The organism is Thalassotalea sp. Sam97 (assembly GCF_041379765.1).
GTDB classification, from domain to species: domain Bacteria; phylum Pseudomonadota; class Gammaproteobacteria; order Enterobacterales; family Alteromonadaceae; genus Thalassotalea_A; species Thalassotalea_A maritima.
The window spans coordinates 71,457-98,137 of sequence record NZ_CP166919.1; the positions used below are offsets into that span (position 1 = coordinate 71,457).

The following is a 26,681-nucleotide window of genomic DNA, read 5'->3' on the forward strand; positions in this document are numbered from 1 at the left end:
AAAAGCCAGGCATTAGCCTGGCTTTGTTGTCTTCAAATGCTCAATTTGAGTTAAACGTTAATGGCACCCTTCAGTTTACCTAATGCGTTTTTTTCTAATTGGCGAACACGCTCTGCAGATATTTGATACTTGTCTGCTAAGTCTTGTAGCGTCGATTTGTTTTCATCTAACCAGCGGGTTTTGATGATATCTTGGCTACGATCGTCAAGTGTTGCCATAGCGTGCACCAACTGGGTATTAACATGATTATCCCAATCGGCAGACTCTACTTGCTCCGATAAATCTGAATCATCATCTTGCAAGTATTGCGCAGGTGCAAACGTACCGGTCGATCCTGCACCATCGTCGTCGCTATCGGTTAAGTCAAAAGCTTGATCGCTACTTGCCATGCGGTTTTCCATTTCAACAACATCTTTAGCGCTAACGCCAAGTGTTTCTGCAACGGTGTTAACCTCATCTTGGCTAAACCAACCTAGACGCTTCTTATTTTTACGCAAATTGAAAAACAGTTTACGCTGCGCTTTAGTTGTCGCAATTTTGACAATACGCCAGTTTTTCAAAACAAATTCGTGGATTTCCGCTTTGATCCAATGTACCGCGAAAGATACAAGGCGCACCCCAACTTCAGGGTTAAAACGTTTTACCGCCTTCATCAAGCCGATATTACCCTCTTGAATAAGGTCAGCTTGCGGTAAGCCATAGCCTGAATAGCTTTTGGCAATATGAATGACAAAGCGAAGGTGTGACATGATCAATTCTTGTGCGGCATTTAAATCATTGTCATAGTGAAGCTTAGAGGCTAATTCTTGCTCACGCTCGGCCGACAACATTGGAATGCCATATGCCATTTGTACATAGGACTCAATGCTGCCACTTTGTGGAACAGTAAGTGCCATTGATTGTACGTTATTAGTCATCTATACCCCTTAAATTACTCGTCTTGTCGCGCTATAGCGCGTCATTCGCAGCCACTTCTTGTAGCTTAGTTTTTGGATACTATCATAGCTATTTCAAGATCGCTAATATAAAAAAGTGTATGATGCAATCGAAAAATACGACTATCTTAGTTTGTCAGTTAAAGTATATGTCATTATGTGGATTTTGCCTTGCATACCACGGTTGTTGAGCACTTGCTAGGCTTCGCTATGTTATTGATAGATATGAACTTTTGTTGAAATTCACATTCCATCAACGGCAACTTGTAGATTAGACAGGTTATTCTGCGCTCGGTTCAATATCACGTATGTGTTTGCGTACCGAGATATAACTGCCCAATAAACCAAGAATAATTGCCGTCAAGATCAGCAGTATATTGTCACTAAAGGTCAGCGTTTGTAAGGTAAATTGGCTATCGTAAAGTTGCGCAACGTCGATAATGGCAATATTTAAATAAGCAGCTAACCCTGATGCTGTGAGCGCTGACAATAGCCCACCAAACAAGCCGTACCAAAAACCCGTGTACATAAAAGGACGTTGAATGAAAGCATCTGTAGCACCGACCATTTTCATAACACTGATGGTATTTTTTTGGTTAAGAATGGCTAAGCGGATGGTATTGCCAATAATGAGCACGACAGACAGACTCAGTAACAGCGCTAATGAAGCGACAATGTCTTGTATCAAAGTCATCATTGCTTGTAAACGCGTTAGCCACTCTAAGTCCAGTTTTGCTTGTGCGACTTCACGCTCTTTTTCAATTTTGGTTAGCAATTGCTTTGCAGCATTGGGTTGGCTGTTACGTTCGGTCGGGGTAACAATCAGCGTTGCCGGTAGTGGGTTACTGTCCAGATAAGCTAGCGCTTTACCAAAACCCGATAACGCTTTAAATTCTTCAAGTGCTTGCTCCGAACTAATAAAATTAACTGACTTTACCTCTGGATATAAGCGAATTCGACTAACAATATTCTGTGCCGCTTTGTCATTGGTGTCCAATTTTAGGAAAACGTTAATTTGTGCCGCAGAATCCCAGTTTGTCGTTATTTGCTGCGCATTTTTGCTAAATAAATGCAAGGTAGCAGGCAACGCTAAGCTTATGCCAAGCACTAATATGGTCATGATCGAGGCCATAGGTGTGCGCCATAAGTTACCCAAACTTGCTATAGCTTGTTGTAAATGACGTATCGGTAGCATTACTAGAGCGGTTAATGAAAACCTTGAACGATCGCGAAATTGATTATGATCTTTACTCATCATTATCCCCTTCAACGCTATCGTTAATACCGTCGGTAATCATTCGTCCGTCTTTTAACGTTAACGTGCGATATTTCATGCGCGCAATAAGCCCTAAGTCATGCGTTGCGATAAGCACGCTAACCCCAACCGAATTAAATTCTTCAAACAATTTGAGGATGTCCCAAGATAGCTTAGGATCAAGGTTTCCTGTTGGTTCATCGGCAAGAATGATGGGGGGTTTATTAACGATGGCGCGGGCAATACCAACGCGCTGTTGTTCGCCCCCAGAGAGCATGTATGGGTAGCATTTACTTTTGTTACCCAAGCCCACCTTATCAAGCGCGACATGCACCCTTTTTTTGATTTCGCTTAGGCTTTGATTTTCGATGACTAAGGGCAAGGCAACGTTATCGAATACGGTGCGATCGGTAAGCAAGTTATGATTTTGAAAGATCATACCGATATTGCGGCGCATGTAAGGTATTTGCCGATAAGCAATATTAGAGACATCGCGGTTATTTATATATACCCGACCAGAGGTCGGTTTTTCCATAACGCTGATTAATTTTAGTAAGGTACTTTTACCCGCACCAGAGTGGCCAGTTAAAAATACCATTTCTCCTTTGTCGAGAGAAAAGTTGATATTTTTTAGCGCACTAAAGCCACCTGGGTACGTCTTGTTTACAGCGTTAAAGCGGATCATAGTTAATTATTATTTTTGATAAACCGTATCGTGATGCTTCACGTTAACCTGATTAATCTTGTTTGGCAAACAAGGCATCAATAAACTCTGTGTCATTAAATGGTCGTAGGTCGTCGATGCCCTCGCCCACCCCTAAATAACGGATAGGTAATTGGAATTTATCAGCTAACGCAAATACTACCCCACCTTTTGCTGTGCCATCTAATTTAGTGATATTAATGCCCGTTAGTGGCACTGCTTCATTAAATAATTGGGTTTGGCTAACCGCGTTTTGTCCCGTGCCAGCATCGATTGTGAGCATTACCTGATGCGGCGCGTGAACATCAAGCTTCTTCATTACCCGCACGACTTTTTTCAATTCTTCCATTAAGTGTGATTTGTTTTGTAGGCGACCGGCGGTATCGGCGATCAAGATATCAACACCTTTGCTCTTTGCCGAATTGATTGCATCGAAAATAACCGAGGCACTGTCTGCGCCGGTATGCTGGGCTACAACTGGGATATCATTGCGCTCTCCCCACACTTGTAGCTGTTCTACCGCTGCTGCCCGGAAGGTGTCACCAGCAGCCAACATCACTGACTTACCTTGCGCTTGGAATTGCTTCGCTAATTTACCTATGGTTGTGGTTTTGCCAACACCATTAACACCGACCATTAAAATAACATGTGGCCCTTCGTTCATGGCAGGCTCATCGCTGGCAACCTTTGCCAAGATGTCAGCCATTTCTTGCTTCAGTAAATCATACAAGGCTTCGCCATCTTGTAATTGGGCTCGGCTGGCTTTTTCTGTCAGCGAGTCGATGATGCGCATGGTGGTGTCTACACCAACATCGGCAAGGAGCAATTGTGTTTCTAACTCTTCAAATAACTCGTCATCGATTTTTTTATTGCGGAATAAATCAAAAATTCCGCCACCTAAATTAGCACGTGTTTTACTTAACCCTTGTTTTAAACGGGCAAAGAATCCAGGCTTCTTGGCAACTACTGGCGGCCCTGCATTTTCTTCTCTAGCCGTTGAATTTACGTCGTCAGTATGTGACTCGTTGACATTTTCTGGAGCTTGTTCTTCACTTTCCTTTGCTATGTCATCAGCATCAGAAGATGGCGCTATATCGATCACAGTCGATTCATCACTAACGGAAGCCGGTTGAGATGACGGCTGGTCAATGATGTCAGCAGATGCAGACTCTTGTTGAGATTGTTGATTTTGCTCGCTAACGTTGTCGTCGCGTTGCTGCTTATCTTTTTTAAACCAGCCAAAAAGGCCTTTCTTCTTTGCCATAGAATTCGTTTTATAATCGTTGCTGTGCCATCGCATTAAACTGCTGCAGATTAACCGCAAGAGCGGTCATTTTACAGAATTTTCATTGGTAACTTGCTATGATAGCGCACAAGGTTAGTGGAATGTGCATATAATATCATCAACCTTCACGCTGAAAAACCAGCAACATAGATATTCGCAGGAAATTTAGAAAGTTCATGGCAAAAAAACGTAATTTAGCGAAAGCACCGAGCACTTCGGGGCAAGTGCGTATTATTGCAGGTAAGTATCGTGGTCGAAAATTGCCGGTACTTGATCACCAAGGTTTGCGACCTACCACTGATCGCGTTAAGGAAACCGTGTTTAATTGGCTGATGTTCGATATCGCCGGCGCGCACTGCTTAGATTGTTACGCAGGTTCGGGTGGCCTCGGCTTTGAAGCGTTATCTCGAGGGGCTGAGCATGTGAGTTTTTATGAGCTAGATAAGGGAGCAAGTAAACAACTGCAAACGAATATCCAGCAACTCAATGCTAGCAATGCAAGTATCCGCCAAGGCGATTGCTTGCAATTATTAGCAAGTGAAGGTAATCGTTTTGATGTTGTTTTTATTGACCCGCCATTTCGCCAAGGCTTAGCAGAAAAGACGATCGCGCTATTGCAGCAGAAGCAGCTACTGAATTCAAAGGCGCTAGTGTACGTAGAGGTTGAAAGTGATAAAAGCAACTTACCTATGCCGCCTAATTGGCGTCAGTTGAAAGAGAAAGTGGCAGGCCAAGTGACCTACCGCTTATATCGCGTTGCTGAATAACTGGTTTGGTTTAGCTGTATCTTAATCTAAAGCCAACTTTGATCGTGACTTGATAGTGTGCGACTTTACCATCGACAATATGGCCGCGAGTTTCGACAACTTCAAACCAGTTCATATTGGCAACGGTTTTGTTACACTCAGCCAAGGCGTTTTCAATGGCATCTTCAATCGACGTGGGTGAAGAACCGACAATTTCAAGCTTTTTGTAAGTGTGATGTTCAGACATAGCTAAGCTCCTTTCAGTAAACCAAGGTTAAACCAAGTGGTATACTGAAAAGCTTAGCTAAAAATACGCTATTTGCTTACAATATGCGGTGATTGTTTTAGCGGTCGATCTCGATCCCCAAGTTTGACATCCCTTCTGTAAGGGCCATTTGCTTTAGTTGTTGACACGTTTGCTGGTTCTCTTTGGCTTTTGCTAAAAACGTAACGAGCTCACGTTTACTCTCAAGCTCCCATTGCATCAACGGGTGATTATCAATATCTTGTTGTTGAATGACGATTTCATCATTGTCAGCTTGCTCACTGGCGAGCAATATTTCCAGATAATAACTAACACTACCTTTTGATAGTAAGCTGACATTGCCGATTATTTTAGCGTCATTTTCTTGCATGCCTTGTAATAATGATCCGAGTGCCATACATACATCGAGTGCGGGATGAACACCAAAAAAATCAAAGTCATCAACATCCGGAATAACGTCTTCGAGCTTTTCTAATTGTGCTTCGTAATTGATTTTGACTTTGCCTTGGCTTAAACGTTGCCAAATTAAGTCCAGTTGATTTCGCAATACGCTATAGTCACCAAAGTTAGCTGCATCACTAAACATTTTATAATTTGGTAGCATGCGTTCTAACATAGCGGCGGCTAATGCTGTTTGCTGCCACATTGTTAAATCGCGTTCAGTTAAGTGTTTTTTCACATTATTGCCTATCGAGGTTATGTTATATGGCAAAAAAATTGCGCTAATTATAGCGCAATTTTGTATTAGCTTTGCTAGTAAATCTTGCGATTAAGCACTGGCTGTTAATTGCTTCTGTGCATATTCAAACTTGAGGCGATACTCGGTTAGTTGATTCTGTAACTCGCCAAGTTCGTCATCAATGCGCTTCTTCAGTTCGTAATTTTCGTCTCGCAAGGCTTTTAGCGTGGCACGAATTTGTTCGTCACTGGCATCTTGCTTAGCCCGTAGATTCGCGTTTTTCTCGAAGAAATCCGCTGATTTTTGTCGCTCTTGTTGCAGTTGTTGTTGCACTTTTTGCAATGCTTGCTGATCATTTGCATGATCTTTGCGTTTGCTATCTAGCTGCAGTTGTAATGCATCCAGCTTTTGATTCAATGTTGCTATGGTGTCATCAGATGCTTTTTGTAGTTTACTCAACCTTTGTTTTTCGTGTGCTAGTTGCTCGCTTAGTGTATCCACACGGTGTTGCAAGTCGCGTTGTATCGTATCACCTTGCTGCTGTACCGAGCTGAGTTGCTGCTTAAAATCATCGATCAGGTCGGCTTTTTCTTGTTCTTTGCTGTTGCGCGCTGCTTCAAGCTGTTTTTCGAGCGTTTCATACTGTGCTTCAAGACTCGCTATGCCTTGCTGCTGCTTATGTAAACTTTTCTCTAAGTCAGATTTTTGCTTGTTTATCGACAGGTTTTCCTGATTTGACTGGTCCAATTGTTGCTGCAGCTTTTCAATTCGTTCAGATAATGGCACCGTTGCATCATGCAGTTGCTGTTTATATTGCTTTTCTACTGACACCGTATGTTGCTGTTCAGCCGACAATGTTTGCTTTAATTTTTTAAGCTCTGCCTGAGATTGTTCTGCAGATGATTTATAACGTTCGAGTTGCTGAGATAACTGTTTAATTTGTGTCTGGCTATTGCTAGCGGACTGATCATACTCACTGATTTTAAGCTCCAGTTTTTGTTGTTGCTTTTGGTGTTGGGCGGTGAGTTTATTCACGTCACTTTGGAGTTTTTTCTCGATGGCTAGTTTTTCTCTGCTGAGTTTTTTATTATCTTGCTGAGCCGCTTGCAGTGACTCTGTTAATGACGTCAGTTGTAGTGCTTGCTGTCGACTATTGTCTTCACTAGTCGCCAGCCTTTGTTCCAGTTCTTGGATTACAGTACTGCTTGAACCTACCGCTTTCTCAAGGTTTTTCAATTTTTGCTGATGTTGTTTTTTCTGCTTGGCAACCGCACTTTGGTGTTGTTTAGATTGCTCTTCTACTTGTTGTTTTAATTGCTCAACTTGTTGCAGCAGTGCTTGCTCTTGCTGTATGAGTTGTTGCTTATCTGTTTGCCACTGTTGTTGCTCTAATTGCAGCGTTGCTAAGGTGGCCGATTCAGATTTGCTGAGTTTGGTTAGTTCGGCAATTTTATGATCGCGACTCTGTTTTAATTCTTCATATTGTCGTTCAAGTTGGCTTAATTGGTGAGTATACTCCTGTGCTTGCTTGTGCAGATTTTTGTTTTCTTCAGTAAGCGGAGTGAGTTGCGATTGCAACATTTCTCTATTTTGCTTGGTTAGCCGTAACTCTTCATTGCGAGATTCTTCCTCACGCAATTTGATTTTAAGGTGGGTCTTAAATTGCAGCATTTGCTCCTGCAGCTTTTTAAATCGAGTTTCGCTGTGCAGTAGCTTTTTCTTGAGCTGTTCTATTTCGCTGTATTTTAGATTAACAGAGTCTAGCTTTGACTGACTTAGTTTCTCATGAACTAAGTTATATTTTTTATCGAGCTCTTGCTTCTGTTGCAATAGAGCTTGTTGTTTTTCTTGCTCGGCATTGTCTGTAATCTTTTGCGTTAATTGATTAAATTTGTCTTCAAGTTGCACAAAAATATCACCAGCGAGTTGCTGTAAATATTCTTCCATTTCTTGATTTATTACCGACTTACTCATAGGTGACCCTGTCGCTTATTATTGTTGTTGCCAAACAGAACATAGTAATTTTTTTATTTAACCACGTTTCTCATTTTTTAAAAAGTCTATAGTTGCTTTATGTTGTTGGTTATGTTGATAAAAACGATGTTTAGCTGTGTTTTTCGCTGTCTTATCGGTGTTATCGCTGAATTTGGCTTATCAGCGCAGGTATTGAGCAATGCCATCAAGCAACATTTGTACGGCAATCATCACCAAGATCATCCCCATTAGACGCTCCATAGCAACTAAACCTCGAATGCCCAATAACTGTTGAAACAGTCGAGAGAAAAATAAGATAACGGCGCTTACAAACCAGGCAATAATGAGTGCCACAGTCCAGTCAAGCATTCTATTGGGATCTTGGTTAGCCATTAAAATTAATGCGGCTAAAATGGAAGGCCCGGCGACCAATGGAACCGCAAGAGGTACAAGAAAGGGCTCTTCGCCTTCAGGCATTCCGCTAACAGAGCCATGAACAGGAAAGATCATTTTCACGGCGATTAAAAATAGGATAATCCCTCCCGCAATCGATACCGATTCTTGACGCAAATGAAGGAAATCGAGGATGCTTTGCCCTGCATAAAGAAAAAACAGCATAATGATGAGAGCAAATAATAACTCTCGAATTAAAATAAGTCGCTGACGTTTTTCATCAATGCCTTTTAGTACAGAGATGAATATGGGGAGATTGCCTAGCGGATCCATGATTAAAAATAGGGTAACTGCGGCAGTTAAGATATCCATGAGGGTACTTTATGTAACTGTTATTACTACTTTTAACCATAGCAGAATTTATCGATAAGTTTAGTCGGTAAATAGTAGGCATACGATGTTAGCTAGGTTAATAGGGCATTTATTAAAGTAATGGCTAGACACACGTTGATGCTGTTATTTTCGGTTACTGCTGGCGTAGATATTGATTTTGACTATAAGGATTGAAGAGGCAACCTAAATTAATAATGGTTGATTTGGCTGTGTGGGTAATTTTGTCTGCATTGAGGCTTCCCCATGAAACTGAGATAGCAGTAATTCATTAGCTTTATCTTTCCATTGTTCACGCGAATGTTGTTTTTACAGTAGCTTGATGCTTGCTATGGGAGATGTACTTGATTTTTTGGGGGGGACAGGATAGCCGAGTGCTTAAAACGGCTATCCATATTCATTTGATTAAAGTTACTTACAGTACTGCATCGTTACCAAAAATAAGAGACACGGGTACTAATAAAATCCTCACCTGCGTTATCTCGCCCAGCATATAGGTTAATGCCTAACATTGCTTTATTTAATTGGTAGTTTAGTTCAAGATCAATTTCATGAGAGCGCTGCGACAGCATACTATTGGTCTCTGTGTCGTATGTTGCAGTGCGATATGTTGCAATAACATACAAGTCTTGATGATTATCCCATGCAAGTTTAGTGCTTATCGCTTCGCCTGGTGAACGATCTCCTTGGGTTTTATTATCACCCCACCAGTGTCCCATTTCATTGCCGTCGTTACTAAAACCCTCACCATAAATGCCATGAACATACCATGCACTGTGGAACTTACTCCATTCAATATTTAGAGAAGTTGATTCGGTAACATAAGGTAAGAAAATACCGTAGTTTTGGCCAATATTACCAAACCTGTAATTGCTATACTTCCCTGTATCTTCGCCACCATATTCGGCAAAAAGGCTAATAGGATAATTCCATAAGGAGAAATCAAATTTACTGGTAATTGAAGCGATCTGATTACCAACTTCTTCTTTACAGTCTTGCAATTCGGTACCAGAACCGCCGCAATTATCACTATTTACAGGGTCTATGATGGCTTGCCAAACATCGCTTAACGTGACACTCCGTTCACCGCCACCAAACATTAGAGCCCGATTGCCGCCAAGAGTCCACCAATCGAAAGGCTGAAAACTTAGGTGCATGGTTAAAAAGCCCGGCTCACCCGAGTATCTTTGCCCATCGTAGGCGATGTTATCCATTTCATCTAATATACCCACCGACAATTCATATTTTATATTCCAATCGGTAATTAACTTCGAATTACTGAAGGTGGCCATTAACACAGGCTTTGCTTGCGTTGTCAGCACTAAAGCTCCTTCATGATGGGGGGCAAGCCAATGCTCACGATAACCTATATCGACTTGGAAAACATCCCAACCCGCAGAAAGGTAGGTCCCGTGAGGCATAAAGCCTCCACTCTCATAATGTGTGCCACCGAGGTTAACCGCGAAGTACGAGTTCGCTTGAAGAAATCCTGTAGCAGTTAAGCGGTAAGCGTCATCAATCTGTTGACCTCGGGAGTTAGGGATGATGACATCGTTATCGTCAGCAATCGTTAGCTCTGCCGATAAATGGGTGATACCTGCTGGCGTCTTATACCGTTCCATGTAAGTTGACAATCGCTGATACAAATGTGGGTGAGTATCCTTCACCTTTGCCAAATATTGATTAATAGTTGTAACGTGATAAGGCTTACTAAGTGCCGGTAATTTACTAATGCTAACCAAGCGTTCTATTTCAATTTCAATAGCTGCATCAAGTTTTAGTGGTAAGTATGGTGAGACACCTTTAGCTAAGACTGCTGGTGTTAAGCAAAGTAAGATGGCTAGGTAAATCGAGCGCAATAACACAATAAATATTCCATTAATTCAATTCGCGAATATTCTAGCTTGTTATTGATTAATTACCAAGTTAGGCATTGTGTTTTGGCGAAGGTTTAGGCGTAGCTTAAATTACGTTATACAGTTCACTAAAGAAAAAGCAGCGCTAGGACATGTGTTATTCTAGCGCTGTTGTTGCAGGAGTATAATCGTTTTAATTGCTGAGTTTTTTTATCATACTGAACAATTCGTCTTTATGATGCAGGCGCTGTTTCTTTAAGTTTTCTAAGTATTCATCACTGGTGTTTTCAACACCTTCTTCGATACGAACGACTTGCTGATTCAACTCATGGTATTCCTTAAAAATACGCGCAAAATGATTGTTGGTCATTTTTAGAGTACGAATCTCGTCTTTATACTCTGGAAACTCGTGATGTAAGTCGTGTTTAGCGATGATCATAATATTTTCCTATGACGTTATTTATAAAATTATTACAGTGATTTATCGTGCGCATTGAATACAGGTTTTCACAGAAGGCATGGTAGCTAAGCGCTGCTCATCGATAGCTAAACCGCATTGGCAACAAATGCCGTGTTGTTCTGTTTGCAAAAGGGCAAGAGTGTCTTCAATTTTTTGTAGCTGCAATTGAGTCTGTTGGTAAATCTCTTGAAGACTTTGGCGGCTGCGACATTCATCATCGTGATCATTAAAGCGTTGGTCGCGCTCTGTGGTTACATCATTACTGATATCTTCTAGGCGACGCTTAAGCTCTTGCTGTTTAGCCATTAAGGTTTTTTGTAATTGCGCTACAACCATGTGTAGACCTGTCGTTGCAAATTGATTGAATAACTACAGGGTAACCAAAATTGATATTTGCATGTTGATCTGGCTCAACTTAGTCGTTATTGGATAAAAACTATCTGGGCAGGAAATTTATGAAACAGGAGTGCAGTATTAACCGTCATTGCGTTCATCACTATCCTGTTGCGCTTGCTGTATTTGATGACGGTATTTGATGTATAACTGTTCGACTTTGTCGCGTGCCCAAGGGGTTTTGCGTAAAAAAGCTAAGCTAGACTTTATGCTTGGATCATGTTTGAAACAACGAATATCGACAAAAGAAGCTAATTGCTCAAAACCAAAGTGTTCTACTAGTTCGGTGACGATTGTTTTAAGGGTGATACCGTGCAAAGGATTGTAGGGCTGATGTTGCATAGGTCTGTTTTCAAAGCTGTTAGTCGAACTTGTATCTTACCATACCTAGGATATTTGAGCGATGTTCATTAAACCCCATAAAAAAGCCCGGCAACTCCATATACCGGACAACGCGACACAACTGCTTATATTTGGGTTATCACTAACGGATTGGAGCATAACAGTATCGTCTTTATGTCTATTTTTACGCACAAAGGTGATATTGAGATCAAACCTAGTGTTTACTCGAACGTGCAAGATTTGCGCTTTACAGGCTAAGCTTCTGTAAACTTCATTATATACGAATAACCATATATAATAATTCCCATATGTGAGGATGCTATGAACCCGATTGATTTTTATAAGGCGCTTGCTGACGAAACTCGGCTGATTATTTTGTTGTTATTAGTCGAAGAAAATGAGTTGTGTGTATGTGAGTTAGTTACGGCACTGAATTATAGCCAACCTAAAATATCGAGGCACTTAGCGTTATTAAAACAAGCTGGTTTACTTTGCGATCGCAAACAAAAGCAGTGGGTATATTACCGTCTTAATTCATCGTTACCTGATTGGTGTCATCAGGTGTTACAGACGACAGAGCTCAACAATAATGAGTTGATTATTAGTGCTCAACATCAGTTACGGGCTATGCAAAATCCCCCAGAAAGTAATTGTTCATAATATAGTGAAACGACTTCTATTGGTAATCGTATCGATAGCGTCAATGATATCTAGCGAGATAGGTATAAGGTAATTAACATGACGATAAAAATTGGTATTAATGGTTTTGGTCGAATGGGCCGTTTAAGTATGCGTGCAGCATTTGATTGGCCAGAGGTTGAGATCGTGCAAATAAATGATCCAGCTGGTAACGCTGAGACTCTCGCACATCTGCTTAATTTTGATTCGGTGCACGGTATTTGGCATCACCAAGCAACAAGTGATGCTAATAACATGCTAATAAATGGTCGGATTATTCCATGTACGATGAATAGCGCAATTGCCGATACCGATTGGTCTGGTTGTGATGTCGTCATTGAAGCGAGTGGCAAAATGAAGACCAAGGCTTTATTGCAAGCTTATCTTGATCAAGGCGTAAAACGTGTCGTTGTAACGGCACCAGTGAAAGAAGATGGTGTGTTAAATGTGGTCATGGGTGTGAATGACCATCTGTATAATAAAGACGAGCACTCTATCGTCACAGCAGCGAGTTGTACCACAAACTGCTTAGCGCCAGTGGTTAAAGTGATTCATGAAACGTTTGGTATTGAGCACGGCTCAATGACCACGATTCATGATATTACCAATACACAAACGATTTTAGATGCGCCGCATCAAGACTTACGCCGCGCACGAGCTTGTGGCATGAGTTTAATTCCGACAACAACTGGCTCGGCAACGGCTATCACCCATATTTTTCCGGAATTAAAAGGTCGCTTAAATGGTCATGCGGTGCGAGTGCCATTGGCCAATGCCTCATTAACCGATTGTGTGTTTGAATTGCAGCAAAAGGTCACCGCAGAGCAAGTTAATACTGTTTTAAAAGAGGCGGCAGACAATCAATTGCAGGGAATCCTAGGTTTTGAGTCTCGCCCGCTGGTATCGATTGATTACAAAACGGATCCTCGTTCGTCGGTAATTGATGCGCAATCGACCATGGTGATAAATGGTACCCAGCTGAAAATCTATGCTTGGTATGACAACGAGTGGGGTTATGCGAACCGTACAGCTGAGTTAGCTCGAAAAGTCGGCTTAAGCGATAAGTGACGGCATACAGCAAACGGCCAAAGGTGTAGGAATTAATCGTATTATGTTGAGCAATGCATCAGCACAAGTGCGACAGTACTTGTTAATCACGGGCAATTATTGGGCATTCACCCTAACCGACGGTGCTCTGCGGATGCTCATTGTGTTGCATTTTCATCAACTTGGCTTTGCTCCGCTACAAATTGCCTTATTGTTTTTATTTTATGAGGCTTTTGGCGTTGTCACCAATTTACTTGGTGGCTGGTTAGGCGCACGGTTAGGATTGAATCGAACCATGAATATTGGTTTGGGGTTGCAACTTGTCGCACTAGCAATGTTAACCGTATCAAGTGACTGGTTGTCTGTTGGCTATGTAATGCTAGCCCAAGCATTATCAGGTATCGCTAAAGACCTTAATAAAATGAGTGCCAAAAGTGCCATAAAACTATTGGTACCCAAGGGTGAGGAGAGCACTTTATATAAGTGGGTTGCGATTTTAACCGGCTCTAAAAATGCCTTAAAAGGAATTGGTTTTTTCTTAGGCAGCGTGTTGCTGTCGTTGTTCCAATTCCAAGGTGCGATAGTCATTATGCTAGTGATGCTGTTACTGGTTTGGCTGTTAAGTCTGTACGCTTTGAAAAATGATTTAGGTAGGGCAAAAAACAAGCCGAAATTTAAAGAAATTTTATCGAAGAGTCGGGCTATTAACATGCTCTCAGCTGCGCGGATGTTTCTATTTGGTGCCCGTGATGTCTGGTTTGTTGTAGCGCTGCCGGTATATTTAGCCGCGACATTTGCTTGGGATCCATGGGAAGTTGGCGCCTTTATGGCAACGTGGGTCATCGGCTATGGCATTGTGCAGTCGATAGCCCCATATTTCACGGGTAAAAAGCAAGGTAAAATACCCAATGGCTCTGCAGCAGTCAGTTGGGCATTAGCATTAGCTTTAATCCCGATGGTAATTGCTATCGCAATGCAGGCAAATGTTTATATTCAAGTAAGTTTGTTGGCCGGGCTGTTAGCCTTTGGCGCTTTGTTTGCCATAAATTCGTCGTTACATAGCTATTTAATTGTCAGCTATGCTGATAGTGACGGGGTATCTCTAGACGTTGGTTTTTATTACATGGCCAATGCAATGGGGCGCCTACTTGGCACGATATTGTCCGGTTGGCTATATCAAGCTTATGGCATGGCGACGTGTTTGTGGGTTTCTGCTGGCTTTATCTTTATTGCCGCCTTGATCTCAAAAAAATTGCCGCATAATTAGGAATTTCTATGACCATAAATGTTGGCGTGATAGGTTTTGGTTTGTCAGCGAAAATCTTTCATTTACCATTTATTGATGCGTTACCAAGCTTTGCGGTAAAAGCGATTGGGACCTCACAACAACAACTCGCAAAACAGGCGTGGCCTAATGCGGTTGTTTTTACCCAAGTTAGTGATTTACTCGCCGACAAAAATATCGATTTAGTGGTGATCACCAGCCCTAACGACAGCCATTATCATTTGGCTAAACAGGCTTTGCTGGCGCATAAGCACGTGGTCGTGGAAAAGCCGTTTACGGTCACCGTTGCACAAGCAGATGAACTGATTGATTTAGCAAAGCAGCAGGGGCGCGTGCTGACGGTTTATCATAATCGTCGCTTAGATGGTGATTTTCTCACGGTTAAAGATTGCATAAATCAAGGACAATTAGGCAATGTCCGAATGTTACATTCTCGCTTTGATCGTTTTCGTCCCGAGGTTCGCAATAAATGGAAAGAGCAATCTGGTCAAGCAACGGGCATATTATATGATCTTGGCTCGCATTTAATTGATCAAGCATTGCAGTTATTTGGTCAGCCACAAGCTATAACAGCGCAATGTTTGGCCATGCGCAACGGCTCTCAGGCGGTAGACTATTTTGATGTATTACTGCATTACCCTGACCTTCAGGTGAGGTTAGGCTCTAGCCCATTTAACGCTGGGGTTAACCAACGTTTTATGGTTCATGGGGATCTCGGTAGTTTATTGATTACAGGGGTAGATGCACAAGAAGCACAAATTGTTGCGGGCATGACGTTTAATGACCCAATGTTTGCTGATAATAGCGAACAGAAGGTAGAGTCATCATTAGCTAGTGTCGCCATCAAAAAAGGTAATTACCATAAATTTTATCAACAGCTTGCAACGGCAATCAACAGCGGTACAGCACCATTAGTTAGTGCCGAATCAGCACGTAATGTTATCGCCATCATAGAGCTTGCGATGCAAAGCAGTGAACAGCAACGAACTCTTGCTATTCGCGATTATTTATGACGACTATAATGATCTGTTTATAGTCATATTACCTATTGCTATTTTACATCAATATCGTAACGGTTTTTGAAACAGGTGCTATCATCTAAGTATCGGTTTTAACGCAAATAACATTGCCCAGTTGAGCTATCGAATCAGGCACTATTGTATATGAATGAGGTAAACCATGAGTGAGCAATATCAGCCGGAAACAGTTTGGACGTGGAAACAAGATAATAAAGGCGGCGGTAAGTTTTTTAAGATAAACCGTCCTGTAAGTGGTGCTACTCACGATAGAGTGCTTCCGCAAGGTAAGCACCCTTTACAATTGTATTCATTAGCAACCCCAAATGGTGTGAAAGTGACCATTATGCTAGAAGAGTTATTAGCCAAAGGCATAGAGGGGGCTGAATATGATGCGTTTTTTATCTCTATCCTTGAGGGTGATCAGTTTTCTTCTGGGTTTGTCGATCTAAATCCAAACTCAAAGATACCGGCGATGATTGATAACAGTGAAGATGATCCTGTGAAACTGTTCGAGTCAGGTTCAATATTGCTTTATTTAGCGGAGAAGTTTGGTGAATTTCTCCCTTTTGATGTGCATGGTCGTACCCAGTGTTTAAACTGGTTGTTTTGGCAAATGGGCAGTGCACCATATCTCGGTGGTGGCTTTGGTCATTTTTATGCTTATGCACCGGAAAAATTTGAGTACCCAATTGAACGTTTTACTATGGAAGTGAAACGACAACTCGATGTCCTTGATAAGCACCTTGCTAATAACCTGTATATGTGTGGCCAAGATTACACTATTGCCGATATTGCGATTTTTCCATGGTACGGTTCGCTGGTATTAGGACGACTATACGGTGCGGCTGAGTTTTTAGATGTTGAAAGCTACGCCAACTTGCTACGCTGGGCAAAACATATCGACAAACGTGACGCGGTTATTCGTGGTTGTATGGTTAATCGTGATTGGGGCGAGCCACATGAGCAATTATTTGAACGCCATGATGCCAGTGACTTTGATAGTGTACCAAAGCCTTAAAAGTTTGAGGGTTTATCTATACTGGCAAGGCAAGATCGTAACTAAGTTCTCGAATGCATAAAGTCTCACAGTCGTATCAGACTCTATGCTTATTAGTATTTCATAACGACAGCCTGTTATCGCTTGTCGGCTAGTTCATTGCGTACAAGTTTCTAAATTGTGTTAACAGCTGTTGGTTATCATTGTCTTTGCGGTAAACCATATAGATAGGTCGCTGTATTTGTAATGGTGAGTCAATGCGATATAGTTGCTGGTGATCAATCAAGGGTTCGACCAATTGTGTTGGCAAGTAGGCAAACCCCCCTTTGGCTTGAATCACTTCAAGCGCAATCATTGCCGTCGATGTTTTAAAATTCGGTCTGACCTTATGATGCAGGGCATGTTCTTTTTGAAAAGTTATTCCCCAATCCACCAGAATGTAGTCGTCTATCTCACGGTTAAAACTCTCACGACTGCCTACCAACGACAAGTCAAAGTGACCAATCAACTCATTGTAAAATTCATCGTCTTTAATCGGATCTGCGAGTAAGCCAACATCTAAACTTCGATCATCAAGTTTACGCTGGATGGCTTCTCGTACCGATATTTCCGCACCTAAGACCAAATGTTGAAACAACTCCACAGCTTCATGGATTTGGTTACTAAAGAATGCATCCCAGATATTAGGGGTGGCAGCAATATTAAACGAAAGCTTTTGTTGATTCGCAATTGATATCGCTAACTTTGATTGTTCCATTTGACTGACCATGAGGTGTGCATGCGATAGCAGAGCTTCGCCTGCTGGGGTAAGGCGTAGGTTTTTCTTATCGCGAATGATAAGTTGAGTTGCGTAAAACTCCTCCAACTGTTTTATACGGGCGCTCACGGCTGCTTGGGTTATATATAAAGTTTCAGCAGCACGGCCGAAGTGTTTGTTTTCTGCAACAGTAATGAATGTTTTATAAACTCTAATGTCCATTTGAAAGTCCTTAAGGTGACTGTCGAAATGTAAATTAATCTTATCGACTAGACAAATATTTTTTGATGTCTTTTTTCAACTGTTTCCCATAATTTTTAACATCTAAGTAACACGTAGATGCTTGTAGTACGTAATCTAGCGCTAATCCGTGACAAAGTGCGCATAGATGTTGCTAGCAAGCAACATTTTGCGGTTATTAATAACAAAAAATATTATGACTTTGGTATTTAGAGGGGTGAGATGTGGACACTAACATTCGTAAAGGCAAAATGATGTTTTACGGTGATGCGATGTTTTCTCGAGGTTTATCACGCAGTGGTTATTTTAACCGCCGCGAAGCGATGGAATTAGAGGAATATGGACACACCTTTATGGCACTGCTAGATGGCTCTCTGACGCCTAATAATGATGATGAGCAACGTTTTGTCAATGAGATGCAAAACTCTACTGTTGAAGCTATGTATGCCGTCAATTTATGGCGTAAGTACCTAGATGTTATAGCGAAAAGTAAAGTTTATCATGGTTTTGCTAAAAGCTATGCGGGGTCGAGTGCGATGACGGACTTTAGTTTGTAGTGGTGTGGAGAGAATAAGTAATCTTAGAAAAATTTTTTTGATATAACGACAAAAATTTTTTGCAATCATTATTGTTTGCTTTTCTTTATGCTCCGAGCTTATTGACCGTAAAAGTAACAGCGTCAACGCATATATAGGAGAAATAGCGACAATGAAAATATGTTTTATCATGTACCCATGGGAAAGAGTCGAGCCAGAAAGTGACTCGACTCTTCGACTTATTCATGAGTGCGTGAGACGAGGCCATACTGTTGCCTTAGCAACGGTTAACAATTTAACTATCCGTGATAGTGTCGCAAGTGCATTTTGTGATGTGTTTCTGAAAAAAGTTAAGGCCCCAGAAAATATTGTCAGCTTTTATAAAAATAGCCAATTCAAGCGCGTCCAACTGCCGTTAGCAGGCTTTGATGCAATCATCATGCGCGCCAATCCGCCATTAGATACACTGGCTCTTAATTTTCTCGATTCAGTCCGTGGCGATACATTCATCATGAATGACTTAGATGGTTTGCGTATCGCCAATAATAAAGTCTATACGGCCTCTTTTCAGGATACTGAAAGTGAGTTTATTCCAGCAACACATGTGTCTAAGAACCGCGAATATTTAGAACGTATATTTGAAGAGTCACAAAGCGATAAAATGATCCTCAAGCCTCTTGATGGCTATGGTGGTCGTGGCGTTATCGTATTAGAAAAGAGCGCACAGCAAAGTTTCCGTTCATTGCTCGATTTCTACATTGGTGGTGATGAGCACGGTAAGGGCAGTAACTATGTGATCTTGCAAGACTATGTGGAAGGTGCGCATGAAGGTGATGTGCGTATTCTAATGCTTAATGGTGAACCTATTGGTGCAATGAAACGTATTCCTGCGGCCAATGATGTCCGCTCAAATGTGCATGCTGGTGGTGCTGTGGTTAAACACAGATTAACAGCGCAAGAAAAGAAACTGTGTAAGTATATCGGCCCTAAGTTAGTGCGTGACGGCTTGTACTTTACTGGTATTGACGTTATTGGTGGCAAGTTGATTGAAGTCAATGTCTTAAGCCCTGGTGGCATCGTTCGCATAAATAAGCTTAACCGCGTTAAGTTGCAAGCGCAGGTAATTGATTTTGTAGAAAGTGTTGTGCATGCAAAAGAGCTGGTGATGAGCCGTAAATCTCAGTTTAGACAGGTGATTGAAGATGCTAACGCTGTCTGAGCACGAATGCATTGCGCTGATTAAACAACAAAAGTGTTTTCATGCTGAAGTTGATAACGGCGCTTTTATTGTCAAAATCGATGAATATTCACCGATGATCTGCGCGGCCATTCATAATGGTCATAAGTTACGGGCAGATTTACAAAAAAACTTTTTGTTGAGTGAAGATGAACGGTTTTATGAAGAAGATCCATTCACTGATGATCTGATATCATCTTTTCCAGTTCAACTTATTGGTAATGACTCGCGCTTTGAATATGATTTGAATCGCGCCAAAACCTTGTCGACGTATTTTAAGACCGCATGGGATAAACAGGTTTGGCACAAGCCGTTAACGCAAAAACAAAGGGCAGTAAGCCACGCTAAGCATCAAGCTTTTTATAATGTGTTGTCGGCTATTGTTACTAGCATTGAGAGGCAGTTTGGCAATGCGATTGTTTTTGACATTCACTCATATAATCACAAGCGCATAGTGACTGATACGCCCACCTTTAATATTGGCTCGGGACAGATCGATATTGAACGCTGGGGCAAGGTAGTTAACCATTTCGAACGGCAACTCAATAAGATAGAGCTACCAAACCTGGATGTAAGAGCGGCGACCGATGAGGTGTTTCAGGGACGGGGCTACTTAATATCACACGTAAATGCGCACTTTGATAATACCTTAGTGCTACCTACGGAAGTAAAGAAAGTATTTATGGATGAAACCTCTGGAGAGGTTTACCCACTGGTGTTAGAAGACTTAAAAGCAGGTTTTAAGGATGCTATCAGTGAAACAGCGGCGTTTTTTGTACGCCGCTATGGTAAGAAAAAGCGGACTCAAAAAGCAGATATACTGTCATCTAACATAAGCCCTGAAGTACTTCGTTTAGATAAAAAGTTATTTGCACTGTGCAAGCATGTTGAAACGCTGAACTTTATTAATCCAATCAATTTAGCGCCAGAGCGCAATAGATTTTTAAAGCGCAATAGCTACATCGCCCCTAACTTCACTTATAAACAACTGAATATTAATCCGTATCAGTTTCGTGAAAACCTTTATAAGTTAGCGGTTGATGAGATCAGTGATGCGAGTATTCAACAGTTGTATCGGCATGTTGTTGATAATCTGTCGTATAAAATTGATTTATTGACAACGATTGGAACGGATGATTTTGTTTATAACTCGCTGAAATACTACGGTGAGCCAAATAAAGCGGATATCGATAATGCTCGTTTCTTGTTGCATCTGAACGACAGCGAGCCGAGCGCAAGCGAACCGAGCGCAAGCGAACCAGAATACGATGCCGACCAGGCTATTGACTATTTTAAAGAGCAAGCGTATCAATGGCAGCTCAGTTGTAAGATTGAAAAATCATCAAAAATTGTCGCTAAAGCCATGGTGAATAACGAAAAAGCGTTGTTACTTATTAATAAAGATGCGCGCTTTAGTGAAAAAGAATTGCATGCCTTTGCTTATCACGAACTCGGTATCCATATGTTGACGACCATTAACGCCAAAGCTAATCCATTAAAAGTGTTTAGTTTAGGCTTAGTGGGTAACACGCATGCGCAAGAAGGTATAGCTTTATACAGCGAATATTGCTCAGGTAGTTTAACGATGAAACGTTTAAAGACCATTGCGTTGCGTGTTATTGCTGTCAAGTACATGCTTGAACATGGTGATTTTGTCAAAACCTATCATGCGTTAATGAGTGAATTTGATCTGGATAAAGAGCAAGCATTCACATTAACGACGCGTGTATACCGAGGTGGTGGCTTTACTAAAGATTATCTTTACTTACGCGGCTTTAAGGACATCATCAATGTTGCTAAGCAACAACCAATCGATAATCTATTGGTCGGTAAAACGGGCTTGTTGGACTTTGATATTGTTTCTGAAATGGTCGAGCGTGGTCTATTAGTACAGCCTAAACCTTTGTTTGATCTGTCCTATAAGCCATCAGGCGATAAGATCATTGATTTTATTGTTAACTCAATAAAATAGCGCTATCTAAGCAGAGGTTAAGCAACAATATACTCGAATGGCTTCATTAACGAAAAAAGCGACCCATATTAGGTCGCTTTTGTTTATCTAGCCATATGACTAATATGGCAATTGACAGTGAGCCGTTTGCGTTTACTCAACGGTTACTGATTTTGCTAAGTTACGAGGCTGGTCAACATCGGTACCTTTAATAATGGCCACATAGTATGAAAGCAATTGTAGCGGTAAGGTATAAATGATTGGCGCAATAGACTCTTCACAGTGTGGCACATTGATCACTTTCATGGTGTCATCTGATTCAAAGTGTGCATCTGCGTCAGCAAACACGTACATTAAGCCACCGCGAGCACGGACTTCTTCAACGTTTGATTTTAATTTTTCAATCAAGTCGTTTTTTGGTGCCACAACAATAACAGGCATATCCGCATCAATAAGCGCTAACGGGCCATGTTTCAATTCGCCTGCTGCGTAAGCTTCAGCATGAATGTACGAGATTTCTTTTAACTTTAAGGCACCTTCCATAGCAATAGGGTATTGATCGCCTCGACCAAGGAATAATGAATGATGCTTATCGGCGAAATCTTCAGCTAAGTCTTCAATTTCTTCGGCAAGTCCCAATACTTCATCGATTTTCGTTGGTAGTGACATTAAAGCGGATACCAGTTCTGCTTGTTGTGCTTGGCTCATGTCTTTGTACTTACCAAGTGCCAATGTCATCATCATTAAGCCAACGAGTTGCGTCGTGAACGCTTTAGTTGAAGCAACACCAATTTCTGCACCAGCTTTGGTCATGAACGCTAAGTCAGATTCACGAACCAACGAAGAGCCAGGTACATTACAAATGGTTAATGAGGCTTTGTAACCAAGCTCCTTGCCAAGACGTAATGCTGCTAGGGTATCCGCGGTTTCACCCGATTGAGAAATGGTCACCAACAAGGCATTCTTAGGTACAAATGATTTGCGGTAGCGAAATTCTGACGCGATTTCAACATTACAGCTAACACCTGCGTATTGCTCTAACCAATAACGAGCAACCATGCCTGAGTGAAATGAGGTGCCACAGGCGATGATTTGTACGTGTTCAATCTCTTTGAAAATTTGTTCCGCATTGTCACCAAAAGCATTGATATCAATGGTTTGACCATCAAAGCGATTAGCAAGAGAGTTACGAATTGCGGTTGGTTGCTCGTAGATTTCTTTGAGCATGTAGTGACGATATTCGCCTTTATCACCGGCATCGTGGCTCACACTGGCTTCGGTTGTTTCACGTTCAACAGCTTGACCGTCTTTATCAAAAATATTCACTTCAAAGCGAGTAATTTCAGCAACATCACCTTCTTCTAAAAAGGCGAACTTACGAGTAACCGGTAATAAAGCCATCATGTCTGAAGCTAGGAAGTTTTCACCAAGGCCGTAACCGATAACCAGTGGACTACCAGAGCGGGCGACAACCAAACGGTCTTTATCATTACGATCCATGATCACCGTGCCGTAAGCGCCTTCAAACTGTTTCACTGCTGTTTGTACCGCTGCTAGCAAACTGTTTGCTGTTTTTAATTCGTGATGAACAAGGTGAGCGATAACTTCGGTATCGGTTTCAGAAGCAAATACGTAGCCTAAACCTTGTAGCTTTTCACGTAACTGTTGGTGATTTTCAATAATACCATTATGCACAACGGCAATGTTGTCAGATACATGCGGATGGGCGTTAGTTTCACTTGGTACACCATGAGTTGCCCAGCGAGTATGAGCAATACCTGTACCACCTTTGGCTGGTGATTGCTCTAGCGCCGATGCCAATTCTTGTACTTTACCTAAGCGACGTACGCGCATCATATCGTTATTATCATCGATTACGGCGACACCGGCCGAATCATAACCGCGGTACTCTAGACGGCGTAAGCCTTCGACTAAAATATCTGCTACATCACGTTGCGCTACTGCGCCTACAATTCCACACATAATATTATTCCTGTAATTTTTGCTTGTTACTCAGATGTACAAATGACATTGACACCTTGAGCTTGAATTTTTTGCTTTATGTCTTTTGCCAAGTCACTGTCGGTAATTAATGTTGTGACTTTGGCCCATGGCAGTTCTAAATTTGGGATTCTACGACCAATTTTTTCAGATTCGACCATAACGATAACTTCTCTCGCAACATCACTCATAACTTGTGATAAACCTATCAGCTCGTTGAAGGTCGTTGTGCCGCGGTCAATATCAATGCCATCGGCACCTATAAATAGCTGATCAAAATCGTAAGAGCGCAATACCGATTCGGCTACTTGGCCTTGAAATGATTCAGAACTACTATCCCATGTGCCACCGGTCATCAATAATGTTGGCTCGCTCTCAAGTTCATTCAATTGCTGCGCAACCGCTAATGAATTGGTCATAACAACTAAGCCACGCTTAGTGTTTAATTCGCTTATCATTGCCGCGGTAGTGCGACCACTGTCAATAATAATGCGATAATGATCTTTGATAAGCGCTGCCGCTTGCTTGCCAATGGCTTGTTTTTGCTTTGAAACTTTATCGTCATTGTCTGCGGAGGTGATCTCCGAAGGTAATGGAATCGCCCCACCATAACGCCTCAACAATAAGCCACTTTGCTCTAATGCTGCTAAATCTTTGCGAATCGTCACTTCGGATGTCGCAAATTGCTTGGCAAGCTGATCGACACTCACCTCACCGTTTTGATTGAGCTGAACCAAAATGGTATGGCGGCGTTGTTGAGTGTTTCGTTTTGACATAAGTTATAGATTTTAAGTTTCAGGTTGCTTAGATTATGTTTCGTTTCGAAAGTTAGCAATTAAAGCAAAACTTAAACGATTACGCAAGTTATCGTTATTACGATGGGAAGGATGCTTTGCCTACAACGGCTATAAATGCTACATTTGCGCGCGAAAATTTGATTATTCAAATAAGCCAAATAACAACAGATATGTGTATTTATCGATGTTACAGTCGATGAAGCCTAGACAAGGGATACAAGATCTTATGACTGATTGCAGTTACACTTTAATTGTCGGTAGTAAACCCTTGCTGATATCTATGCCACACAATGGCACTGAAATCAGTGACGAGATAAAGCAAAACATGACCCAAGAGGCACTTAAAGTTGCTGATACGGATTGGTATTTAGATCGTTTATATGATTTTGCTAAAGATTTAGGCGCGTATATTTTAGTACCCAAATATAGTCGCTATGTTATTGACCTAAACCGTGATCCTAGTGGTGCCAGTTTGTACCCAGGTGCCAACACTACCGAGCTTTGTCCGACTAGTGCATTTAACTTACAACCCTTATATGTCTCAGGTAAAGAGCCTGATGAAGCCGAAATAAACCGTCGCATTGAGCAATATTGGCAACCGTATCATGATGCCATAGCAAACACATTGGCATTGATGAAAAACAAATATGGTAAAGCGGTTATGCTAGAGGCGCATTCAATCGCTTCGGTTGTACCGAGATTTTTTGACGGTCAACTACCCGACTTTAACTTTGGTAACAACGATGGTGATAGCTGTGCCGAGCAAATGCTGGCGATGGTAGAGCAATTGGATTATCAGCCATACACCCAAGTGAGCAATGGTCGTTTTAAAGGTGGGTATATTACCCGAGCTTACGCTGATGTCAGTAATAATATTTATACCCTACAGCTTGAGCTGTCGCAGCGGACCTATCTAGATGAAAGTAATTTACAGTACAGTGCCAGTAAAGCTGAGCAAGTAAAACCAAAGCTACGTGCGTTAGTTGACAGCCTAATTACCTTTGTGGAACGTGCGTAATACTCTATGTACGCTTTTTAGTGATAACAAATGATGACAAAATTATATGTAAAACATGTGCTTGTTAGCCTTGGCGAGCACAGCCAATGGCAACAAGATAAAACTCTTATTATTGAAAACGGCGTGATCACCGCTATTGAAGATGGCCAACTTGACGGTAGTGTGGCCGCTAAAGGGCCGGTTATTCCTGGCATGGTGAATTGTCATTCCCATGCATTTCAGCGAGGTTTTGCAGGATTTTCTGAGCAAGGTAGTGACGGTAACGACAGCTTTTGGACGTGGCGCAAAATAATGTACCAATTTCTCGATAGCATCACCGTTGAGCAAGCGCAAACGATTGCCAGTCAATTATATATTGAAATGCTTAAAGCCGGTTACACTCGAGTTGCTGAGTTTCATTATTTGCATCATGCACCGGATGGTCGTCCATATCCGCAATTGTCGGCAATGTCGAAGGGATTATTTGATGCGGCAAGTGATAGCGGTATCGGCATCACGTTATTGCCCGTACTGTATCGCTTTAGTGGCTTTGGACCGTTACCTGCAAACGATGGCCAAAAACGATTTATTAATGACATCGACCAGTTCAATCAGTTAGTGAGTGATTGTCACCAACTGAGTACTCAGTACGACAATGCCAATGTTGGTATTGCACCACACTCATTGCGCGCGGTTGACTTGCCATCGTTGCAAGCGGCTGTATCACATGTCCGTAAGCTTGATAGCCAAGCGCCAATCCATATCCACATCAGTGAGCAACAAAAAGAAGTCGCCGACTGCTTAGCACATTACGGCAAGCGCCCGGTGCAATGGTTGTTAGATAATATGCGGCTCGATAAACAGTGGTGTCTAATCCATGCTACTCATATTGATGAGAATGAGCTACAGGGTATTACTGATACTGGCGCAGTAGCAGGCATTTGTCCTACAACTGAAGCGAACTTGGGTGATGGTATTTTCCCTACCACGGAATTTATGGCTAAAGGTGGCACCGTCGCGATAGGCTCAGATTCACATATTAGTATCAGTGCCATCGAAGAGTTGCGCTTGCTCGAATATGCACAACGATTGATCAAGCAACAGCGTGCGGTTCTAGCGAATCGAGATACTGCATCAGTTGGTCAAAACTTATGGCATCATACAGCGCGCGCTGGCGCACAGAGTACTAATAGTAATACCGGTGAAATTGCCATTGGTAAGCAAGCCGACCTATTAGTATTAGATGAGCAGCAAAATCGCTTGTTTGCGAATCAGGGCTCTCACTTACTTGATAGTATGGTTTTCGCCAGCCAAAGCAACCCTATTGTCGATGTGATGGTAAATGGTCAATGGGTGGTTATTGATGGTGAGCACCCGCAGCAGCAACGTGTTGCCGATGAATTTGCTACAGTGTTGCAACAACTAGGTGGTAACCGTTGCTAATATAGCTCGAATTGAAACGG

Annotated in this window: 26 protein-coding genes; 11 read left to right on the forward strand and 15 right to left on the reverse strand. The window is 41.8% G+C overall.

All coding sequences use genetic code 11. The features are described from left to right. Window positions 1-50: 50 nt before the first annotated feature. The 4 genes from rpoH to ftsY form a co-directional block, all read right to left on the reverse strand. The gene (gene rpoH / locus ACAX20_RS00300) at window positions 51-917 is read right to left on the reverse strand and encodes an RNA polymerase sigma factor RpoH (protein ID WP_371187549.1); all 867 of its coding nucleotides are present in this window, start codon (window positions 915-917) and stop codon (window positions 51-53) included. A 298-nt stretch (window positions 918-1,215) separates the two neighbouring features. Then, entirely contained in the window at window positions 1,216-2,190 is a 975-nt protein-coding gene (gene ftsX, locus ACAX20_RS00305) for a permease-like cell division protein FtsX (RefSeq protein WP_371189536.1), read from the reverse strand. Then, a complete protein-coding gene (ftsE, locus tag ACAX20_RS00310) occupies window positions 2,183-2,875 on the reverse strand; it encodes a cell division ATP-binding protein FtsE (RefSeq protein ID WP_371187551.1) in 693 nt (230 codons plus the stop codon). Before ftsE ends, ftsX begins: the two co-directional genes overlap by 8 nt. A 52-nt stretch (window positions 2,876-2,927) precedes the next feature. Further along, window positions 2,928-4,157, reverse strand: a complete 1,230-nt coding sequence (ftsY, locus tag ACAX20_RS00315; RefSeq protein ID WP_371187552.1) for a signal recognition particle-docking protein FtsY — start codon at window positions 4,155-4,157, stop codon at window positions 2,928-2,930. Between the two features lie 197 nt (window positions 4,158-4,354). Between ftsY and rsmD the strand changes: the two genes are divergently transcribed. After that, the gene (gene rsmD, locus ACAX20_RS00320) at window positions 4,355-4,945 is read left to right on the forward strand and encodes a 16S rRNA (guanine(966)-N(2))-methyltransferase RsmD (protein ID WP_371187554.1); all 591 of its coding nucleotides are present in this window, start codon (window positions 4,355-4,357) and stop codon (window positions 4,943-4,945) included. Between the two features lie 10 nt (window positions 4,946-4,955). Here the strand turns inward: rsmD and ACAX20_RS00325 are convergent, their stop codons facing one another. The 8 genes from ACAX20_RS00325 to ACAX20_RS00360 all read right to left on the reverse strand — a co-directional run bounded on the left by ACAX20_RS00325 (window position 4,956) and on the right by ACAX20_RS00360 (window position 11,676). Continuing rightward, a complete protein-coding gene (locus tag ACAX20_RS00325) occupies window positions 4,956-5,171 on the reverse strand; it encodes a dodecin (RefSeq protein WP_371187556.1) in 216 nt (71 codons plus the stop codon). A gap of 97 nt (window positions 5,172-5,268) precedes the next feature. After that, window positions 5,269-5,868: a YjaG family protein gene (locus tag ACAX20_RS00330; RefSeq protein ID WP_371187557.1), complete on the reverse strand. Its 600-nt coding sequence runs from the start codon at window positions 5,866-5,868 to the stop codon at window positions 5,269-5,271. A gap of 90 nt (window positions 5,869-5,958) precedes the next feature. Continuing rightward, the gene (locus ACAX20_RS00335) at window positions 5,959-7,842 is read right to left on the reverse strand and encodes a hypothetical protein (protein ID WP_371187559.1); all 1,884 of its coding nucleotides are present in this window, start codon (window positions 7,840-7,842) and stop codon (window positions 5,959-5,961) included. 180 nt (window positions 7,843-8,022) lie between these two features. Next, entirely contained in the window at window positions 8,023-8,607 is a 585-nt protein-coding gene (locus tag ACAX20_RS00340; RefSeq protein WP_371187561.1) for a YhgN family NAAT transporter, read from the reverse strand. 449 nt (window positions 8,608-9,056) lie between these two features. Further along, window positions 9,057-10,490 carry a capsule assembly Wzi family protein gene (locus ACAX20_RS00345; RefSeq protein WP_371187563.1) on the reverse strand — a complete coding sequence of 478 codons (1,434 nt, stop codon included), beginning with the start codon at window positions 10,488-10,490 and terminating at the stop codon, window positions 9,057-9,059. Between the two features lie 184 nt (window positions 10,491-10,674). After that, window positions 10,675-10,920 carry a YdcH family protein gene (locus tag ACAX20_RS00350; protein ID WP_371187565.1) on the reverse strand — a complete coding sequence of 82 codons (246 nt, stop codon included), beginning with the start codon at window positions 10,918-10,920 and terminating at the stop codon, window positions 10,675-10,677. A gap of 42 nt (window positions 10,921-10,962) precedes the next feature. Then, window positions 10,963-11,277, reverse strand: a complete 315-nt coding sequence (locus ACAX20_RS00355) for a TraR/DksA C4-type zinc finger protein (RefSeq protein ID WP_371187567.1) — start codon at window positions 11,275-11,277, stop codon at window positions 10,963-10,965. Window positions 11,278-11,415: 138 nt separating this feature from the next. Continuing rightward, window positions 11,416-11,676: a VF530 family DNA-binding protein gene (locus ACAX20_RS00360; protein WP_371187569.1), complete on the reverse strand. Its 261-nt coding sequence runs from the start codon at window positions 11,674-11,676 to the stop codon at window positions 11,416-11,418. A 321-nt stretch (window positions 11,677-11,997) separates the two neighbouring features. Here ACAX20_RS00360 and ACAX20_RS00365 point away from each other — a divergent pair, with 321 nt between their 5' ends. From ACAX20_RS00365 to yghU, 5 genes are all read left to right on the forward strand, one after another. Then, window positions 11,998-12,336: a metalloregulator ArsR/SmtB family transcription factor gene (locus tag ACAX20_RS00365; protein ID WP_371187571.1), complete on the forward strand. Its 339-nt coding sequence runs from the start codon at window positions 11,998-12,000 to the stop codon at window positions 12,334-12,336. 78 nt (window positions 12,337-12,414) lie between these two features. Further along, complete coding sequence (locus ACAX20_RS00370; protein WP_371187573.1) at window positions 12,415-13,422, forward strand: ArsJ-associated glyceraldehyde-3-phosphate dehydrogenase; 1,008 nt, start codon at window positions 12,415-12,417, stop codon at window positions 13,420-13,422. Between the two features lie 43 nt (window positions 13,423-13,465). Continuing rightward, window positions 13,466-14,668, forward strand: coding sequence for an organoarsenical effux MFS transporter ArsJ (arsJ, locus tag ACAX20_RS00375; RefSeq protein WP_371187575.1), 1,203 nt, complete (start codon window positions 13,466-13,468; stop codon window positions 14,666-14,668). Window positions 14,669-14,676: 8 nt separating this feature from the next. Then, the gene (locus ACAX20_RS00380; protein WP_371187577.1) at window positions 14,677-15,699 is read left to right on the forward strand and encodes an oxidoreductase; all 1,023 of its coding nucleotides are present in this window, start codon (window positions 14,677-14,679) and stop codon (window positions 15,697-15,699) included. A gap of 166 nt (window positions 15,700-15,865) precedes the next feature. After that, window positions 15,866-16,723 carry a glutathione-dependent disulfide-bond oxidoreductase gene (gene yghU / locus ACAX20_RS00385; protein ID WP_371187579.1) on the forward strand — a complete coding sequence of 286 codons (858 nt, stop codon included), beginning with the start codon at window positions 15,866-15,868 and terminating at the stop codon, window positions 16,721-16,723. A 130-nt stretch (window positions 16,724-16,853) separates the two neighbouring features. Here yghU and ACAX20_RS00390 read toward each other — a convergent pair whose 3' ends face one another. Continuing rightward, window positions 16,854-17,681, reverse strand: a complete 828-nt coding sequence (locus tag ACAX20_RS00390; RefSeq protein WP_371187581.1) for a LysR family transcriptional regulator — start codon at window positions 17,679-17,681, stop codon at window positions 16,854-16,856. A gap of 242 nt (window positions 17,682-17,923) precedes the next feature. On the opposite strand from ACAX20_RS00390, the gene maoP reads away from it, so the two are divergent. The 3 genes from maoP to ACAX20_RS00405 all read left to right on the forward strand — a co-directional run bounded on the left by maoP (window position 17,924) and on the right by ACAX20_RS00405 (window position 21,444). Next, window positions 17,924-18,256 carry a DUF413 domain-containing protein gene (maoP, locus tag ACAX20_RS00395; RefSeq protein ID WP_371187582.1) on the forward strand — a complete coding sequence of 111 codons (333 nt, stop codon included), beginning with the start codon at window positions 17,924-17,926 and terminating at the stop codon, window positions 18,254-18,256. Between the two features lie 151 nt (window positions 18,257-18,407). Further along, window positions 18,408-19,454 (forward strand): glutathione synthase, encoded by a 1,047-nt coding sequence (gene gshB, locus ACAX20_RS00400; RefSeq protein WP_371187583.1) that lies wholly within the window; start codon window positions 18,408-18,410, stop codon window positions 19,452-19,454. Then, a complete protein-coding gene (locus ACAX20_RS00405) occupies window positions 19,438-21,444 on the forward strand; it encodes a flavohemoglobin expression-modulating QEGLA motif protein (protein WP_371187584.1) in 2,007 nt (668 codons plus the stop codon). Before gshB ends, ACAX20_RS00405 begins: the two co-directional genes overlap by 17 nt. Window positions 21,445-21,576: 132 nt before the next feature. Here ACAX20_RS00405 and glmS read toward each other — a convergent pair whose 3' ends face one another. Together glmS and ACAX20_RS00415 are read right to left on the reverse strand one after the other, a co-directional pair. Continuing rightward, window positions 21,577-23,406 (reverse strand): glutamine--fructose-6-phosphate transaminase (isomerizing), encoded by a 1,830-nt coding sequence (gene glmS, locus ACAX20_RS00410; protein WP_371187585.1) that lies wholly within the window; start codon window positions 23,404-23,406, stop codon window positions 21,577-21,579. Window positions 23,407-23,432: 26 nt separating this feature from the next. Continuing rightward, window positions 23,433-24,200, reverse strand: a complete 768-nt coding sequence (locus ACAX20_RS00415; RefSeq protein WP_371187586.1) for a DeoR/GlpR family DNA-binding transcription regulator — start codon at window positions 24,198-24,200, stop codon at window positions 23,433-23,435. Between the two features lie 247 nt (window positions 24,201-24,447). On the opposite strand from ACAX20_RS00415, the gene hutG reads away from it, so the two are divergent. Then, window positions 24,448-25,239, forward strand: coding sequence for an N-formylglutamate deformylase (hutG, locus tag ACAX20_RS00420; RefSeq protein ID WP_371187587.1), 792 nt, complete (start codon window positions 24,448-24,450; stop codon window positions 25,237-25,239). 30 nt (window positions 25,240-25,269) lie between these two features. Continuing rightward, window positions 25,270-26,661 carry a formimidoylglutamate deiminase gene (locus tag ACAX20_RS00425; RefSeq protein WP_371187589.1) on the forward strand — a complete coding sequence of 464 codons (1,392 nt, stop codon included), beginning with the start codon at window positions 25,270-25,272 and terminating at the stop codon, window positions 26,659-26,661. Window positions 26,662-26,681: the final 20 nt, after the last annotated feature.

What these genes read in the sequence shown, in the direction of transcription:
- ACAX20_RS00335 (WP_371187559.1), bottom strand. Translation starts at nt 7,842, where the DNA reads ATGAGTAAGTCGGTAATAAATCAAGAAATGGAAGAATATTTACAGCAA.
- ACAX20_RS00380 (WP_371187577.1), top strand. Translation starts at nt 14,677, where the DNA reads ATGACCATAAATGTTGGCGTGATAGGTTTTGGTTTGTCAGCGAAAATC.
- ACAX20_RS00365 (WP_371187571.1), top strand. Translation starts at nt 11,998, where the DNA reads ATGAACCCGATTGATTTTTATAAGGCGCTTGCTGACGAAACTCGGCTG.
- ACAX20_RS00360 (WP_371187569.1), bottom strand. Translation starts at nt 11,676, where the DNA reads ATGCAACATCAGCCCTACAATCCTTTGCACGGTATCACCCTTAAAACA.
- ACAX20_RS00390 (WP_371187581.1), bottom strand. Translation starts at nt 17,681, where the DNA reads ATGGACATTAGAGTTTATAAAACATTCATTACTGTTGCAGAAAACAAA.
- hutG (WP_371187587.1), top strand. Translation starts at nt 24,448, where the DNA reads ATGACTGATTGCAGTTACACTTTAATTGTCGGTAGTAAACCCTTGCTG.
- yghU (WP_371187579.1), top strand. Translation starts at nt 15,866, where the DNA reads ATGAGTGAGCAATATCAGCCGGAAACAGTTTGGACGTGGAAACAAGAT.
- rsmD (WP_371187554.1), top strand. Translation starts at nt 4,355, where the DNA reads ATGGCAAAAAAACGTAATTTAGCGAAAGCACCGAGCACTTCGGGGCAA.
- ACAX20_RS00350 (WP_371187565.1), bottom strand. Translation starts at nt 10,920, where the DNA reads ATGATCATCGCTAAACACGACTTACATCACGAGTTTCCAGAGTATAAA.
- ACAX20_RS00370 (WP_371187573.1), top strand. Translation starts at nt 12,415, where the DNA reads ATGACGATAAAAATTGGTATTAATGGTTTTGGTCGAATGGGCCGTTTA.
- gshB (WP_371187583.1), top strand. Translation starts at nt 18,408, where the DNA reads ATGAAAATATGTTTTATCATGTACCCATGGGAAAGAGTCGAGCCAGAA.
- arsJ (WP_371187575.1), top strand. Translation starts at nt 13,466, where the DNA reads ATGTTGAGCAATGCATCAGCACAAGTGCGACAGTACTTGTTAATCACG.
- glmS (WP_371187585.1), bottom strand. Translation starts at nt 23,406, where the DNA reads ATGTGTGGAATTGTAGGCGCAGTAGCGCAACGTGATGTAGCAGATATT.
- rpoH (WP_371187549.1), bottom strand. Translation starts at nt 917, where the DNA reads ATGACTAATAACGTACAATCAATGGCACTTACTGTTCCACAAAGTGGC.
- ACAX20_RS00425 (WP_371187589.1), top strand. Translation starts at nt 25,270, where the DNA reads ATGATGACAAAATTATATGTAAAACATGTGCTTGTTAGCCTTGGCGAG.
- ACAX20_RS00325 (WP_371187556.1), bottom strand. Translation starts at nt 5,171, where the DNA reads ATGTCTGAACATCACACTTACAAAAAGCTTGAAATTGTCGGTTCTTCA.
- ACAX20_RS00355 (WP_371187567.1), bottom strand. Translation starts at nt 11,277, where the DNA reads ATGGTTGTAGCGCAATTACAAAAAACCTTAATGGCTAAACAGCAAGAG.
- ACAX20_RS00415 (WP_371187586.1), bottom strand. Translation starts at nt 24,200, where the DNA reads ATGTCAAAACGAAACACTCAACAACGCCGCCATACCATTTTGGTTCAG.
- ACAX20_RS00405 (WP_371187584.1), top strand. Translation starts at nt 19,438, where the DNA reads ATGCTAACGCTGTCTGAGCACGAATGCATTGCGCTGATTAAACAACAA.
- ACAX20_RS00340 (WP_371187561.1), bottom strand. Translation starts at nt 8,607, where the DNA reads ATGGATATCTTAACTGCCGCAGTTACCCTATTTTTAATCATGGATCCG.
- ftsY (WP_371187552.1), bottom strand. Translation starts at nt 4,157, where the DNA reads ATGGCAAAGAAGAAAGGCCTTTTTGGCTGGTTTAAAAAAGATAAGCAG.
- ftsE (WP_371187551.1), bottom strand. Translation starts at nt 2,875, where the DNA reads ATGATCCGCTTTAACGCTGTAAACAAGACGTACCCAGGTGGCTTTAGT.
- ftsX (WP_371189536.1), bottom strand. Translation starts at nt 2,190, where the DNA reads ATGAGTAAAGATCATAATCAATTTCGCGATCGTTCAAGGTTTTCATTA.